We start from the raw sequence: 15174 nt of genomic DNA, 5'->3' as shown, positions 1-15174 counted from the left end.
CCCTCTTCCCGCTGCCACAGCCGGTTGACGGGCCTCCGTCGCGCAAAAATTAAAGGAAAAGATGATGAAAAAAACGCTTATCGCCGCCGGGCTGCTGGCAATGTTCTCTTTCTCGGCCGCCGCCAACGAAACGCTGACCGTCGGCGCCACGCCGGTGCCGCACGCCGAGATCCTCGAATTCGTCAAACCGGCGCTGGCGAAAGAAGGGGTCGATTTAAAAATCAAAGTCTTCAACGACTTTATTCAGCCCAACCAGCAGCTGGCGGAAAAAAACCTCGACGCCAACTACTACCAGTACCGGCCGTTCCTCGATAACTACAATCAGACCCGGCACACCAATCTGCTGCCGGTGGTGGGCGTCCATATCGAACCGTTTGGCGCCTACTCCAGCAAATACAAATCCATTAAAGAGGTGCCGGACGGCGCCACCATCGCCATCCCCAACGATCCGGTCAATACCGGCCGTGCGCTGGTGATGCTCAGCAACGCGGGGCTCATCACCCTGAAAAATCCGCAGGACCCACAGTCGGCCACCCGGGATATCGTCAGCAATCCGCACCGCTTCAAAATTCGCGAGCTGGAGGGGGCGATGCTGGCGCGGGCGGTGAATCAGGTCGACCTGGCGTTTATCTTTGCCAACTATGCGCTGGAGGCCGGAATTGATACCGACAAAGCGCTGCTGGTGGAAAAAGGCAGCGATCTGTACGTCGAGTACCTGGTGGCCCGCCCCGACAACATCAACGATCCGGGGATCCAGAAGCTGGCGAAAGCCCTGCACTCCGAGGCGGTACGCAATTTCATCCTGACCCGCTATAAGGGCAAAATTGTGCCCGGTTTCTGACCGCTGAAATCAACCCGGCAGCGCCACCGCTGCCGCTATTTGCTGGCTAACGGAGGAGATCACCGTGACCAATGCGCTCACCGCAGTACCGCATATTGAGTTAATCCACATCGGCAAAGCCTATCCCAACGGCGTTCGGGCGCTGCAGGATATCAACCTGACTATCCATCAGGGCGAAATTTTCGGCATTATCGGGCGCAGCGGCGCCGGGAAATCCACTCTGCTGCGCCTGTTTAACCGCCTGGAAAGCGCCGACAGCGGCGAAATCATTATTCACGGCGAGCCGACCCGGCGCTATTTACCCGCCCAGCTGCGGGATCTGCGCCGCCGGGTGGCGATGATCTTTCAGCATTTCAATCTGATGTCGACGAAGACGGTGGCGCAGAACGTCGAACTGCCGCTCAAAATGGCCGGCGTTCCCCGGAATGAAAGGCGGCGGCGGGTCGATGAGATGCTTGAGCTGGTGGGCCTCAGCGCCCTGCGCGACAGCTGGCCGGCCAGGCTCTCCGGCGGGCAGAAACAGCGTACCGGTATTGCCCGCGCGCTGGTCACCCAGCCGGAGATCCTGCTGTGCGATGAGGCCACCTCGGCGCTCGACCCGGAGAATACCTACGCCGTGCTGGCGCTGCTCAAAGAGATAAACCAGCGCCTCGGCCTGACCATTATCCTTATTACCCACGAGATGGACGTGATTCGTACGCTGTGCGATCGGGTGGCGGTGCTCGAGCAGGGAAAAATTATTGAACAGGGCGAGGTATGGCAGATTTTTGGCAACCCACAGCACGAGGTAACCCGCAGCATGACCGGAACGCTGCACCACGCGCGTCCCGGCGAGCCGGAGGCGCCGGCCGCCGGTCGCCAGGTGGTGACGCTCCATTTTGACGGCAGCAGGGGACGGGAGCCCAATTTACAGCATATCGCCGGCCTGCTCGGGGCCGAGGCCAGCCTGCTCTCCAGCAGCTGTGAACATATTCAGGGACGGACGATCGGCCAGATTCGGGTGCGCCTGGCGCAGCCGCTGGAGCCCGGCGCGCTGCGCCAGCACGGCTGGGTGGCGGACCGCTTCACCCTCGGCACGGAGGAAATGGTGGAAACCACTGCTCCTTAGCACAAATCCGGCATTTTAATTCTGCATTATTGCTAATTCTAATTCGCTATAAACCATAGCTTTTCGTTGTTAGACAGCCGGAGGTGCGGCTCTTATCTTGCGTCATGAATTGTAAATTTCAGCGCAATCATTTGATGAGGGAGCACTTTTGTCCAGATTACTGCCCGGATTAAAAACCAAACATTCGCGATTCTCGCTAGCTCTGAAAATCGCGCTCATTGGCGGCACGGTGGCATTTTCTTCTGTCGCCAGCGCGGATGATATTTTACAGGAAGGGATCACCCCGGCCACCGATGTCAGCCAGATCCCGGCCTACGCCAAACTGCGTAAAGACACCGTGGTCGCCGGCATCTCCGAGCCGCAGGGCATCTTTAACCCCTACTTCTTCGTTAACGGCTGGGACGAAAACGTCACCAACGTCATCTTTTCGCGGCTAATTGACTGGGACAGCCACGGTAATCTGGTGCCGGGGCTGGCCGAAAGCTGGAGCGTCAGCGCCGATAACAAGGTTTACACCATCAAGCTGCGTCCCAATCTGACCTTCAGCGACGGCTCGCCGCTCACCGCCGAAGACGTGGCCTTTACGCTGACCGTGCTGCTGGACCCTAAATACGACGGCGATACCGACATCACGCTCGCCAATATTGCCGGCGGCGCTGAATACAAGACCGGTACGGCAGACAGCGTAAGCGGCCTGAAGGTGATCGACCCGCTGACCCTGCAGGTGACCACCAGCGAACCGGGCGCCACCACGCTTGCCAAAATCGGCGGTCCGGTGCTCTCCAAAGCTTATTACGGCAAGGGATATCAGCGCGGCCAGCTCGACTATCTGCGTACGCTGCACGGCAAACCGCTGGGCAACGGCCCCTACGTCTACGACAAATATCTCCCGGGCCAGGAGATCCGCTTCCACGCCAACAGCCATTACTATCGCGGTACGCCGCCGACGCCGCGCTTTATCTACCGCGTCACCAATCCGTCCACCAACTTCCAGCTGTTCCAGACCGGCGAGACCGATTACGACGCCTTTACCTCGCGTCCGGACGATATCGAACAGCTGAAAATGCTCGGCTTCGCCAACATCAACCTCTACGGCTCCAGCGACTACAGCCAGGTTGAATTCAACGTTCGCCGCCCGGCGCTGCAGGATGTCAAAGTGCGCCAGGCGCTGATTTACGGCCTCGACCGGCAGAAGCTGATTGACGTGGTGTATCAGGGCTACGGCAAGGTGGCCATTGAGCCCATCGCCCCCATCTCCTGGGCCTACAACGCTGAGGGCGTCAATCCCTATAAGTACGATCCAGCCCAGGCGAAGAAGCTGCTGGATGAGGCAGGCTGGAAGCCCGGTCCCGATGGCATCCGGGTGAAAGACGGCAAGCGCCTGGAGCTCACGCTGCTGGTCAGCAAGAAGGTGCTGAACGATGCGCTGATTCCCATCGCCAAAGAGAACTGGCAGCAGATTGGCGTCCTGCTGAAGCCGCAGGTGGTGGACTTCAACGCCCTGATGGCCCAGCGCAAATCGGGTAACTACGATCTGGCCTCCTTCAGCACCAGCACGCTGAACGATCCGCACGATGGAGTATGGGACTTCTACAGCAGCGAGGCGAAAGAGTCCGGCTATCACAATCCGCAGGTCGATAAGCTGATTAACGCAGGTAACGCAGTGCTCGATGTGAATCAGCGCAAACCGATCTACCACCAGCTGTACAAAGTGCTGGCGGAAGACCCGCCGGTTATCTTCCTCGGCTACCGCGAGATCCTCTCCGCCAGCAGCGCCAGGGTCAGCGGCTTTAAGCCGGATATCTACAACGGTCTGACCGGCAGCCTGCCGGACGTGAAAATCGCCAGGTAAATATCGCCGCCGCCGGGGGTTCCCGGCGGTGAACGTGAGAATGTTATGAGAAATTTTATCCTCAGACGGCTGCTGCAAACCCTGCCGATGCTGCTGCTGGCCTCCTTAATCATTTTTATGCTGTTCGCGAAAACCCCGGGCGACTTTATCGACGGTAATATCACCCTTACCGCCGCCCGCGCCGCCGAGCTGAAGGCCATCTACGGCCTCGACCAGCCGCTGTTCACTCGCTATCTGCACTGGCTCGGCCAGCTGCTGCGCGGCGATCTGGGCTTCTCGCTGCAGTACCAGATCCCGGTCAGCCGGCTGCTAAATCAGTACGTCTGGAACTCCTTTCTGCTGGCCAGCGTCGCGCTGGTCTTTTACTGGGGCATTGGCCTGACGGTGGGGATTGTTTCCGCCATGAAGCCCAACTCGCTGTTTGACCACCTGGTCAGCATCGCCGTCTTCGCCGCTATGTCCTTCCCGACCTTTTTCCTCTGCCTGCTGCTGATTAAGTGGTTCGCCGTCGATCTGCACTGGCTGCCGCCGGGCGGCATGACCAACACCGGCAGCGATGAGCGCGGCTGGGCCTATATCCTGCAGGTGGCGGCGCATCTGGCGCTGCCGGTGCTGGCGCTGGTGATGCTGCAGGCCGGCAGCCTGACGCGCTATTTTCGCGCCAGCATGCTTGAGGTGGTGAAAATGGACTTTATCCGCACCGCCCGCGCCAAGGGGCTGAGCGAACGCACGGTCATCTTCAGGCACGCGCTGCGCAACGCCCTGCTGCCGATTATCACCCTGCTCGGCTTTGAGCTGCCGGGGCTGTTTTCCGGCGCCATCATCACCGAAAAGGTCTTCAACTGGCCGGGGGCGGGCCATATTCATATCGACTCGCTGGCCGCCCGCGACTACCCGGTACTGATGGGCTTTACCCTGTTTCTGGCGGTGCTGACGATCCTCGGCAACCTGATTGCCGACGTGCTGTACGCGTGGGCCGACCCGCGAATTCGAGTGAGGTCCTGATGCTCAGCTCCCTGTTTTCAACCAACCGCCGCCTGCGTAAAGCGGCGATCCCGACGCTGGCGCAGATCGCGCCATCACCCTGGCGCCTGGCCTGGCAAGCGCTGCGGCGCAACCGGCTGGCGATGCTGTGTCTACTCATCCTGCTGCTGATGGCGGCGTGGTGCGCGCTGGGCCCCATCTGGTCGCCGTGGAAGGATGACGCCACCGACGTGCTGATGATCAACAAGCCCCCCGGCGCCGAGCACTGGCTGGGAACCGATTTTCTCGGCCGCGACGTCTATACCCGACTGCTGTTGGCCGGACGGATCTCGCTGATTATCGGCCTCCTGACCATGCTGCTGTCGGTCACCCTCGGCTATCTGCTCGGCGCGGTCTCCGGCTATGCCGGCGGCCTGACCGACCGGCTGATCATGCGCCTGGCGGACCTGGTGATGACCATTCCCGGCCTGCCGCTGCTGATTGTCGCCGGGGCGATGCTCTCGGAGCTCGATTTCTCCCCGGAGTCGCGGATCTACATGGTGGTGATTATGCTGAGCCTGCTGGAGTGGCCGAAGCTGGCGCGGCTGGTGCGCGGCCAGTGCCTGTCGCTGCGCGAGCGCGACTTTATGCTGGCCACCCGGGTGCTGGGCCTGTCGGCGCGCCGCCGCCTGTTTGGTCATCTGCTGCCGAATACCATTCCGATTCTGGTGGTGATGGCGACGATGGCGGTCGCCAACGCCATTCTGAGCGAGTCGGCCCTCAGCTATCTCGGCCTCGGCGTGGTGCCTCCCACCCCGTCGTGGGGCAATATGATGGACGCCGCCAACAGCCTGATCGACTTCCAGCGCCGCCCGTGGCTGTGGATGCCGCCGGGACTGGCCATTTTTATCACCGTGATCGCCATCAACGTGCTGGGCGACGGCCTGCGCGATGCGATGGATCCCAAAATGAAGCAGAGGCTGAAATGAGCGCGCCGCTAATCACCTTTAACCAGCTTTCGGTCTCCTTTGCCGGCGAAAAAAACCGCGTGCGGGCGGTGCAGGAGGTCTCTTTCGCCATTCATGCCGAACAGACCGTCGGCGTGGTCGGCGAGTCCGGCTGCGGCAAAAGCGTCACCGCCATGTCGCTGATGGGCCTGCTGCCGCCCCAGGCGGCGCGCATCGACGGCGGAGAGATTCTGTTTAACGGCGAGGATCTGCTGCGCCTGAAGGCGGCGAAAATGGCCGATCTGCGCGGCAACCGGCTGGCGATGATTTTCCAGGAGCCGATGAGCGCGCTCAATCCGGTATTCACCATCGGCGAGCAGCTGTGCGAACCGCTGATCCGCCATCGCGGTGAATCGGCCAGGGCCGCCTGGCAGCACGCCACGCGGCTCATTAGCGACGTCGGCCTGGCGCGGGCCGAGAGCCTGATGGAGAGCTACCCGCACCAGCTCTCCGGCGGGATGCTGCAGCGCATCATGATCGCGATGGCCCTGAGCTGCGAACCGCAGCTGCTGATCGCCGACGAGCCCACCACCGCCCTGGACGTCACCGTGCAGGCGCAGATCCTCCAGCTGCTGCGCGAGCGCTCCCGGGCCAGCCGGATGGCGATGATGCTGATCACCCACGACCTCGGCGTGATTGCACAAATGGCGGAGCGGGTGGTGGTGATGTACGCCGGCCGGGTCGTTGAGCAGGGTCCGACGGCCGAGGTATTGCGCCATCCGCAGCACCCCTATACCCGAGGGCTGATTGCCTCCCGCCCGGTGCCCGGCGAGCGCCGTCGCCGCCTCTACTCGATCCCCGGCCAGGTGCCGGATCTGGCCGCCCTGCCGCCCTACTGCGCCTTTGCCGACCGCTGCGCGCGCGCCAGCGAACGCTGCCGCCAGGGGATCCCGCCGCTGGCGGGCGACGCCCGGCAGGCCGCCTGTTTTCATCGCGAGTTAGCGGAGATTGTGACATGAGCAGTGAATACGTTATTGAAGTCGAAGGACTTAAAAAACACTTCCCGCTGCGCAACGGGCTGTTCGGCCAGCAAACCGGAGAGTCTGCGGGCGGTGGACGGTGTGAGCTTTAAGATCCGACCGGGGACCATTTTCGGCCTGGTGGGGGAGTCCGGCAGCGGTAAAACCACCGTCGGACGCACCCTGCTCGGGCTGTATGAGAAAACCGCGGGCAGCGTCAGGTATCGCGGCCGCGAGCTCAGCGCGCTCTCCCCGCGCGAGATGCGGGCGCTGCGGCCGAAAATCCAGCTGGTGTTCCAGGATCCCTACAGTTCGCTGAACCCGCGAATTCGCATTGGCGACACCATCGGCGAGGCGATGCTGGAGCACGGGCTGTGCACCAAGGCGGAACTGTATGACCGGACCCTCGCGGTCATGCAGATCTGCGGCCTCGCGCCGCAGCATTACAACCGTTTTCCGCACGAATTTTCCGGCGGCCAGCGCCAGCGCATCGGCATCGCGCGGGCGCTGATCCTTAACCCGGACTTCATTATTGCCGACGAGCCGATTTCTGCGCTGGACGTCTCCATCCAGGCGCAGATCATTAACCTCTTTTCCGACCTGCGCGACGATCTGGGGGTCACGTTCCTGTTTATCTCCCACGACCTTGGGGTGGTGGAGCATCTGTGCGATGACGTGGCGGTGATGTATCTCGGACAGCTGGTGGAAACCGCAAGCCGCGACGCGCTGTTTGCCCGGCCGCTGCATCCCTATACCCGGGCGCTGCTGGCAGCGGTCCCCACCTTAGACCCGCTCCGCGAACCGGCGGTCGTGGTGCAGGGCGAGATCCCGGACCCGTCAAACCCGCCGCCCGGCTGCCGCTTCTCCTCCCGCTGCCCGCAGGCCAGCGAACGCTGCCGCCGGGAAGTTCCCGCTCTGCGGGAGGTCGCCGCGGACCATCACGTCGCCTGCCACGCCGTTTAGTTCCTCACCCTGCCCGGCTGCGGGCGAAAAAAAACCTGTCGCTGAACCAGCGGCAGGTTTTTCGCCAGCGACGAGCGCATCCCGCGGAAGCCCGGGGCGCTACGTACTTTTTATCCGTTTTCGGCGACCTGCCGGCCAACAGCCCCCTGTTGACCGGCAAGCCCGCCGCAGCAGATTAACCGGCGCTAAGACGCCCGCCAAGCTGCCGCATTGAGGCCGCAAGCTCATGCTGCACCAGCTCTTTCAAACTTTCACGTTTAATAAACTGGCTGCGATGTTTGCTTTTGACCTCTTCAAGGCTTTTCTTTATTTCCTGCGACGGCAGTTTATACCAACCGCGACGCTGCGGCTCACCGCCCACTTCCAGCCACAGCGCCGCATAATTAGTCATCACTTTCTCGCTTTTAACGTGGAAATTACCGTCAACCGCATAGATCTCTTTAATACTACAGTGCTGTAAAAAAGCGTACAGCAGGGTGATAATTAAATTTTTAGGGCGGATCCCATAAAGCTCCTTAGTCAATACTTTAATTTCATCATTGGTCGCATCTTTACCGCCCTGAATTCCGCCAATATAAGCGCGGCCGTCGGCGGTACAGGAAAAACAGAGACTGTAGATGCGTCTATTATCGAGAAGCATTAAGAGCATCAGTTCCCCCTCCTCCTGAAACGGCGATGCCAGCAGCTTAACATCAATGCGAGTACCATTTTTCAGCGGCACGGCGGCGACCGTCAGGCCAAACTCTTTGACGTTATACAGCTGCGGCATGATCGCTTCAGGAAACGTTTTTTCCATAAAAATCAACGAACCGTAGGCGATATCGAGTTTGCTTTTCTTCGACAATGTTTTATTTAAATAGGCTTTGAAGGGTTTATCCTGAAAGCTGACCAGCCCCTCCGTGGTACCGGTTAATCTGGCGCAAACGTATTTATCACACAGCGCCCGATATTGCCTATATTTGCCTCCGGTCAGCGGTATTTCTCTGCATCGACGTAACACCTTCTTATATTTGAGTTTAAAATTGCAAATGAGTTTATTATTTTTCGCCACTCTTTGATGGCGACTGCTGCGGTTAGAGCCATCGATCAAGATCCATAAAATCAACCATAATCGCGGCAATAATATCATAAATCATGCAAGTCAACGCTTAGTTGACCGTTCGTTGACATTCCATTTAATAAATAGTCAGACAATCATTCTATCTGCCTTGAAATTAAATTAATCTGCCCTGTCAACTCTCATTATTCGCAGTCGGCTTAATTATTCATCGCCCACCGGACGATTAAAAGACGCGGGTTACCGCTACGTGCTATCAACGACGGCGTGGGGTGTCCCCTCGCCGGTTTTGCCCTATAATCTGGCTACGGTCAAAACTGAACTTAAGTGGGTAACTCATGGAAATCGATCTCGACAACCTGGTTTTTAGCGGCCTGGAAGAGGCGCAGGAGCGTAACGCTGAACGCCTTGAAGACGCTGATAAAAAAGCCCAGGCGATCGTTGCCGATGATGACTGCGGCGACGCCTGCAAAATCTGACGACTGAACCGGCCGGCGAGGCCGGTTTTTTTATGCTTTTCGCCGCGCCGAAAAGCAACGCCCTGCCGGTATGAGGGAGCCGCATAAAAACCAGCAAGACAGCGTGCTGATGTTTCGATAGGCCCGCGTCAGATACGAAAAACCCCGCGTAATTTCTCACTATTGGCCCGGAACCCGTGATTTATCCCTTTCTTTCAGGCGCTTATTTTCCCGCGGCGAAATCATTGCGAGCTATTGCCAGCAGAATGATGTATGGTTGCGGGCCATTAGATCAGGAAAAAATTATATGTCAGATCGAAAAGACTCGAAAACCCGCCGTAATTATCTTGTAAAGTGCGCCTGCCCTAACTGCTCCCAGGAATCAGAACATAGTTTTAGCCGAGTACAAAAAGGCGCCCAGCTCGATCTGCCCTTACTGCCATAAACTCTTCCAGTCATCACCCAGAAACGCCGCCTGAGCCTAAATGCCCGACGCTGATTGTCTCTTGCCCACAGCAGAATAACCGGGGCGATGGCCGCGTAAAAAAATAGTCACCGGCGGATCCTGTTCGTTTTCGGGCGCAGACGGCCTCGCCGCGCCCGGTGTTATACCGCCGACTCAGGGCGTCGGGAAAATCCACAGATCGTCGGCGGGGAGCGTAATATGGCAATGCTCCGCGTCACGCAGCGCCGAGCCGTAGACGCGAATGGCAAAGTCATCTCCGCGGGTGCGGAAGAGATATTCCCAACGATCGCCCAGATACATGCTGGTCAGCAGCGGCAGCTCAAGCGTGTTGTCTTCCGGGGATGAGCCGAAACGCAGGCGCTCAACGCGGATCACCGCCGTTGCCTCCTCGCCGACGCGAAGCCCCTCTCCCGCCATGCCCCACAGCGCCCAGCTGGCGCCCTCGATGCGCGCCCGGCCGTTGTCGAGGGCCGCGATCCTGCCGCGCAGGCGGTTATTGCTGCCCATAAACTCGGCGGCAAACAGCGTCGTCGGATTGCCGTACATCTCCTGGGGCGAGCCCTGCTGCTCTATCACCCCGTTGTTCAGCAGCAGGATGCGGTCGGAAATCGCCATCGCCTCATTCTGGTCGTGGGTGACCATCAGCGCCGAGAGCCCGAGTTTGATAATCAGCTCGCGCAGGAAGACCCTCGCCTCTTCGCGCAGCTTGGCGTCGAGGTTCGATAGCGGTTCATCAAGCAGGATAACCGGCGGGTTGTAGACCAGCGCCCGGCCGATCGCCACGCGCTGCTGCTGTCCGCCGGAAAGCTGATGGGGATGGCGGCCGCCGAGATGACCCAGGCCGAGCTGGTCGAGCACCGCCTGCACCCGCTGGGCGATTTCACCGCTGGCGACCTTGCGCAGCTTGAGCGGATAGGCGACGTTTTCAAATACGCTCTTATGCGGCCACAGCGCGTAGGACTGGAACACCAGCCCCAGATTGCGCTCCTCGGCGGGGATTTCGCTGCGCGGATTGCCGTCGTAGACCGCGGTTTTGCCAATGGTAATCCGCCCGGAGGTGGGCTTCTCCAGCCCGGCGACAGCGCGCAGCAGGGTCGTTTTCCCGCTGCCGGAGGGCCCGAGCAGGGAGACCACTTCCCCCCGCCTGATGCTCCATCGATACCCCTTTCAGAACCGGGTTGTCGCCATAGGTGAGATGCAGGTTTTCTACGGATAGCTCAATCATGTAATTTCACTCCAAAGCGCAGGGCGATACCCAGCCCGACGACCACCAGCAGGATATTGATAAACGAGAGCGCGGCGACGATATCAATCGCTCCCGCCGCCCATAGCGAGACCAGCATCGAGCCGATCGTTTCCGTTCCCGGCGAAAGCAGGTACACCCCGGTGGAATATTCGCGCTCGAAGATCAGGAACATCAGCAGCCACGAGCCGATCAGACCGTAGCGCGACAGCGGAACCGTGACGTGGCGGGTCACCTGCCCGCGGGAGGCGCCGGTGCTGCGGGCCGCCTCCTCAAGCTCCGGCGCCACCTGCAGCAGCGTCGAGGAGATCAGGCGCAGCCCGTAGGCCATCCACACCACGGTATAGGCCAGCCAGACGCTGAAAATAGTGTTACGCAGCGCCCGCAGCTGCACGATAAGGTGTTCGCGCAGCCAGTCGGCCACCGGCAGCGCCGAGAGCCAGCCGTTTTTCAGCGACTGATCGAGCCACATCGGCAGGAACAGAAACACCCACAGAAACGCCAGCCCCGCCAGCAGCCCCGGCACCGCGCGCGGCACCAGCACGCTGTAGTCAAGGAAGCGCGTCACGTTGTCCGGCTTGCGGTGCATGGCGATCCCGACAAACAGATAGCACACGACCGCCAGCGCGCCGCCAAAAATGCCGATCGCCATCGAGTTGACGATCGCCCGCAGCAGGTTCGGCTGCTGCCAGATATTGCGGAAGGTCGCCAGCGACAGCTCGTCCCACAGCGACACGCCGACGCCCCAGTTGGAAATAAACGCCCGCATCGCCACGCCGAGCAGCGGGACGCCGATGGTCACCGTCAGCCACAGCACCACCACTACGCCGGCAACCCAGCGCCACTTGCCGAGCGGCAGCGCCCGCGCCTGGGAGGCTTTCCCCTTCATGGTGACAAAGCGATTGGCGGTGCGCATCAGCCGCCGCTGCAGCATCACCAGCGGAATGGTGATGCAAATGAGCACCACCGCTACCGCCGCCATCAGGTGGTAAGAGGGAGTACCAAGTTTATTGGTCAGCTTATAGAGATAGGTCGCCAGCACCATATTGCCTTCGGGGTCGCCGAGCACCAGCATCAGGCCGAACACTTCCAGCCCGAGGAAAAACAGAAGCACGCAGGCGTAGAGGATCGAGGGGCGCACCATCGGCAGGCTGACGGCGGTCATAACCTGCAGCGGCGAAGCACCTACCGTCCGGGCCGCCTCCTCGACGTCGGAGCCGACGCTGCGCAGAGCGGACGAGATATAGAGATAGGCGTGCGGGACGTGGGTTAGCCCGGCGATCGCCACGATGCTGAACATCGAGTAGATGTTCCAGGGCACAAAGCCCAGCAGCCGCTCGGCCCACTGCGAGAAGAAGCCAACCGGCCCCGCCGCCACCACGTAGCCAAAGGCCAGCACCATCGGCGAGACGAAAATAGGCACCAGGATCAGCGGTTCAATAAAGCGCCGACCGGGCAAATCGGTGCGGACCATTAAAAACGCGAGGATCCCGCCGAGCGGGATCGCGATCGCCACCAGGCCGAATGCCAGAATAAAGCCGGACTTTAGCGCCAGATAAAAATCAGGATCGGTAAAGATAAATTCGAAGGCTTCGAAGCTGAACGCTTTCGTGCGCGCAAAAAAAGGCGCCGAGAGAAAGCTCTGCACCACAATAAATAGCAGCGGGACATAGATAGCTAATGCCGCAATCAGCACCACAATACCGCGCGGCAGCCCCTGCCATTTTCGGCGTAATAGGTTCATATGCGATCCCTTTGCTCAGGCGTTAACACAGCCTGCCGGGTATTAACGGGCGCGGCATCGAAAGACGTCGCGCCGCGGGAGAATTATTTTGCCGCCGCGTCACGCCACTGTTTGATAAATTCCAGACGCTTTTTCGGTTCCAGATATTCCAGCAGGGTTTCATCCACCGGAATCGGCTTCAGCGCGTTGCCCAGCATTTTGGTCATGCCGTCGATATCATTTTTGCCTTCGATATCGTTACGAATAGAGGGAATATCGGCCTGGCTGGCGAGAATGCTTTGCCCTTTCTCTGACAGCACGTAGTCGAACCACAGCTTAGCGGCATTTGGATGCCCGGCGTCGGCGGTAATAAACGAGACGCGGGAAAGAACCAGCACGTAGTCTTTGGGATAGGCGATGCCGAGGGAGGGATCGGTTTTGGCGCGCGCTTCGGCGTAAGAGCCGAGGATATTAAAGCCAATCAGGTTTTCACCCGAGGAGACGCGCTCCATCATGGTCCCGGTCGAGGATTGCACGGTCAGGCCGCCTTTCGCCATTCCCGCCAGGTTGCTGAAATAGCTGGCGTCGGCCTTGCTGTCCTGTACCGCCAGCATAAAGCCGAGGCCCGATTTTTCGATATCATAGGTGGTGACCTTGCCTTTAAATTTGTCGGTCTGGCCGGCAATCAGCTTCGCCAGCGCGGTGTGGGAATCCGGCACGTCGCCCTGCGGGATCAGCCGTTTATTGTAGATAAAGACCACCGGCTCATAGGTGGTGCCGTAGGCTTTCTGCTGCCAGACCGCCCATTTTGGCAGCTTGTCCAGCTCGGGCGAGGCGTACTCTTCGGCATAATCGGTGGCGAGCTTCAGCGCCGTATCCATCGATGAGCTCCAGACCACGTCCCCGCTGCCGCCGCCCGCCGCCTGCTCGCTGATATAGCGGTTATACAGCTCGGTGCTGTTCATATCGTTATATTCAACTTTAATACCGGGGTACTGCGCCTCAAACCCTTTAATTAATGGGCCTGCCGCTTTGGTATCCGTCGTTGAATAGATGACAACTTTGCCCTCTTTTTTTCCGCCATCCACCACTTTCTGATATTCAGCCGGGTAGCCCGCCGGTAGCTCCGCCAAAACGGAGCCGGAGAAGACTGCCGTCAGTGAAACCACTAAACCACCAATTTTCTTATACATAAAACCAACCCCTGGGCATCATTTATTAAACACAAATTTAACATATAGCGAGGGGTTCGCCGCTTGCAACGCCGGGGACGGTTTTTTTCTGGCTTTTGTGATGCTGGCGGAGTTTAACTCTTATTTAGCGCGGCGCCGGCGGATAAGACGCCTGTCGGCAGAATAGCCGCCAGCTCCGGTGAAGTTGAAATATGCAGAAAAGATTCAGCCGAAGTTTTAGCGCCGGGCGATCGTCCTTCAGCGGGCCGCAAAATGGCGCCGATTTAGCGTCGAGGCGGCGGAAAATAATGAACCCGCCGCACAGCCGGTAGCGGAAATATATTTTTCCGCCGTCAACTCTCGCCGCCCGGCGATATTAGCCCCGCGCTTCGCGCGGCCAGAGCTGGGGAAACAGCGGCGAGACCAGGGCGTCGCCATCGTTTAGCGTCAGCTCCGGGAACGGCGGCGAGGTCACGCCCCCGCGGTCAACAAAGGTGGCGTCGTCGCCCACCCAGCGGGCGGAGAAGACCCGTCGCGCCCGCGCCGTGGCGTTACCTCTGGCCCCGTGCACCGTCCGGTAGTGAAAGGCGACGGCATCGCCCGGCTCCAGCGCCCAGTCTGACGATATCGTAATCATCCTGATGGGCGTCAATGTCCGGCAGCTCCTTAAAGCGGCCGTGCTGGTAGAGCTTTGAGCCGTTGAAGCGGGTCGGGCTGAACTCCTCTCCCCACAGATGGGAGCCGCGGATACAGCGCAGCGAAATCTCCTGAGCAACCGGGTCCAGCGGGATCCAAAAGCTGACGTTCTGCCGCCCCTCAACGCAGTAGTAGGGCTGATCGTGATGCCAGGGGGTCACCGTGCTGCCGCCGGCCGGCTTGACCAGGGTGTGCTCGTGAAAAAATTTCGCCGTGGTTGATTGCATCAGGGCGGCGGCAATTTCCGCCGCCGGCGACTGCCTGACAAACTGCTCAAAATCGGCAATCCGCGCCCAGTTGCAGTAATCCTGGAAAAAAGGCGCGGAGCCGTCTTTCGGCACCACGGTTCTGGCGTGCCCGTACTCGCTGGGATTGGCCATCAGTTCCGCCACGCCGCTCGCCAGGCCGTCGATCCACGGGGTGAACACGCCTTTGAGTAACACCACTCCATCCGTCTGATAGGTATCGATCGTCTGCCGGTCGATCTGCGGATAACGCTGATTGTGCATAGCTAACCGTCCTGTGCTGGATAAATGATTGGGTTGATGACGCCGGGCGTCAGCCGACTCAGGTTATTTAGCCAGCCTCGAATGGTAAATTATTATAAAACGATTTTCGCAATAGAAATTTATGAGCCTTCGGGGCTGTCTCATCGGGCGTTAGTAT

Annotated in this window: 10 protein-coding genes and 4 pseudogenes; 9 read left to right on the top strand and 5 right to left on the bottom strand. The window is 59.7% G+C overall.

Annotation, left to right across the window (positions count from 1 at the left end; translation table 11 throughout):
- Nucleotides 1-64 precede the first annotated feature (64 nt).
- The 7 genes and pseudogenes from ABOC21_RS10815 (at nt 65) to ABOC21_RS10785 (ending at nt 7693) form a co-directional block, all read left to right on the top strand.
- On the top strand, nt 65-841 hold the full coding sequence (locus ABOC21_RS10815; RefSeq protein WP_426815464.1) for a MetQ/NlpA family ABC transporter substrate-binding protein: 777 nt from the start codon (nt 65-67) through the stop codon (nt 839-841).
- A 64-nt stretch (nt 842-905) separates the two neighbouring features.
- On the top strand, nt 906-1949 hold the full coding sequence (locus tag ABOC21_RS10810; protein WP_426814528.1) for a methionine ABC transporter ATP-binding protein: 1044 nt from the start codon (nt 906-908) through the stop codon (nt 1947-1949).
- A 148-nt stretch (nt 1950-2097) separates the two neighbouring features.
- Nucleotides 2098-3801, top strand: coding sequence for an ABC transporter substrate-binding protein (locus tag ABOC21_RS10805; RefSeq protein ID WP_426814527.1), 1704 nt, complete (start codon nt 2098-2100; stop codon nt 3799-3801).
- Nucleotides 3802-3846: 45 nt separating this feature from the next.
- Nucleotides 3847-4806 (top strand): ABC transporter permease, encoded by a 960-nt coding sequence (locus ABOC21_RS10800; protein WP_426814526.1) that lies wholly within the window; start codon nt 3847-3849, stop codon nt 4804-4806.
- Nucleotides 4806-5753 (top strand): oligopeptide ABC transporter permease, encoded by a 948-nt coding sequence (opp4C, locus tag ABOC21_RS10795; RefSeq protein WP_426814525.1) that lies wholly within the window; start codon nt 4806-4808, stop codon nt 5751-5753. Before ABOC21_RS10800 ends, opp4C begins: the two co-directional genes overlap by 1 nt.
- Nucleotides 5750-6730, top strand: coding sequence for an ABC transporter ATP-binding protein (locus tag ABOC21_RS10790; protein ID WP_426814524.1), 981 nt, complete (start codon nt 5750-5752; stop codon nt 6728-6730). Before opp4C ends, ABOC21_RS10790 begins: the two co-directional genes overlap by 4 nt.
- Nucleotides 6727-7693 (top strand): annotated as a pseudogene (locus tag ABOC21_RS10785) (ABC transporter ATP-binding protein). The gene ABOC21_RS10790 and the pseudogene ABOC21_RS10785 overlap by 4 nt, the downstream one beginning before the upstream one ends.
- Before the next feature lie 175 nt (nt 7694-7868).
- On the opposite strand, the pseudogene ABOC21_RS10780 reads toward ABOC21_RS10785, so the two are convergent.
- A pseudogene (locus tag ABOC21_RS10780) lies at nt 7869-8776 on the bottom strand (DUF535 family protein).
- Nucleotides 8777-9088: 312 nt separating this feature from the next.
- On the opposite strand from ABOC21_RS10780, the gene ABOC21_RS10775 reads away from it, so the two are divergent.
- Both ABOC21_RS10775 and ABOC21_RS10770 read left to right on the top strand, forming a co-directional pair.
- Complete coding sequence (locus ABOC21_RS10775; protein WP_004102786.1) at nt 9089-9229, top strand: hypothetical protein; 141 nt, start codon at nt 9089-9091, stop codon at nt 9227-9229.
- A gap of 286 nt (nt 9230-9515) precedes the next feature.
- The gene (locus tag ABOC21_RS10770; protein ID WP_426814523.1) at nt 9516-9653 is read left to right on the top strand and encodes a YnfU family zinc-binding protein; all 138 of its coding nucleotides are present in this window, start codon (nt 9516-9518) and stop codon (nt 9651-9653) included.
- A 174-nt stretch (nt 9654-9827) separates the two neighbouring features.
- On the opposite strand, the pseudogene ABOC21_RS10765 reads toward ABOC21_RS10770, so the two are convergent.
- The 4 genes and pseudogenes from ABOC21_RS10765 to ABOC21_RS10750 form a co-directional block, all read right to left on the bottom strand.
- Nucleotides 9828-10899: pseudogene (locus ABOC21_RS10765) on the bottom strand (ABC transporter ATP-binding protein).
- Complete coding sequence (locus ABOC21_RS10760) at nt 10892-12661, bottom strand: ABC transporter permease (RefSeq protein ID WP_426814522.1); 1770 nt, start codon at nt 12659-12661, stop codon at nt 10892-10894. Before ABOC21_RS10760 ends, ABOC21_RS10765 begins: the two are co-directional and overlap by 8 nt.
- Nucleotides 12662-12744: 83 nt before the next feature.
- Nucleotides 12745-13833 (bottom strand): ABC transporter substrate-binding protein, encoded by a 1089-nt coding sequence (locus tag ABOC21_RS10755; protein WP_426814521.1) that lies wholly within the window; start codon nt 13831-13833, stop codon nt 12745-12747.
- 355 nt (nt 13834-14188) lie between these two features.
- Nucleotides 14189-15017, bottom strand: a pseudogene (locus ABOC21_RS10750) (phytanoyl-CoA dioxygenase family protein).
- Between the last annotated feature and the right edge of the window lie 157 nt (nt 15018-15174).

The organism is Klebsiella sp. WOUb02, from assembly GCF_050058015.1.
Classification (GTDB): domain Bacteria; phylum Pseudomonadota; class Gammaproteobacteria; order Enterobacterales; family Enterobacteriaceae; genus Klebsiella.
The sequence above is the reverse complement of the archived record's forward strand: the minus strand, read 5'-3'. Positions and strand labels throughout refer to the sequence as shown.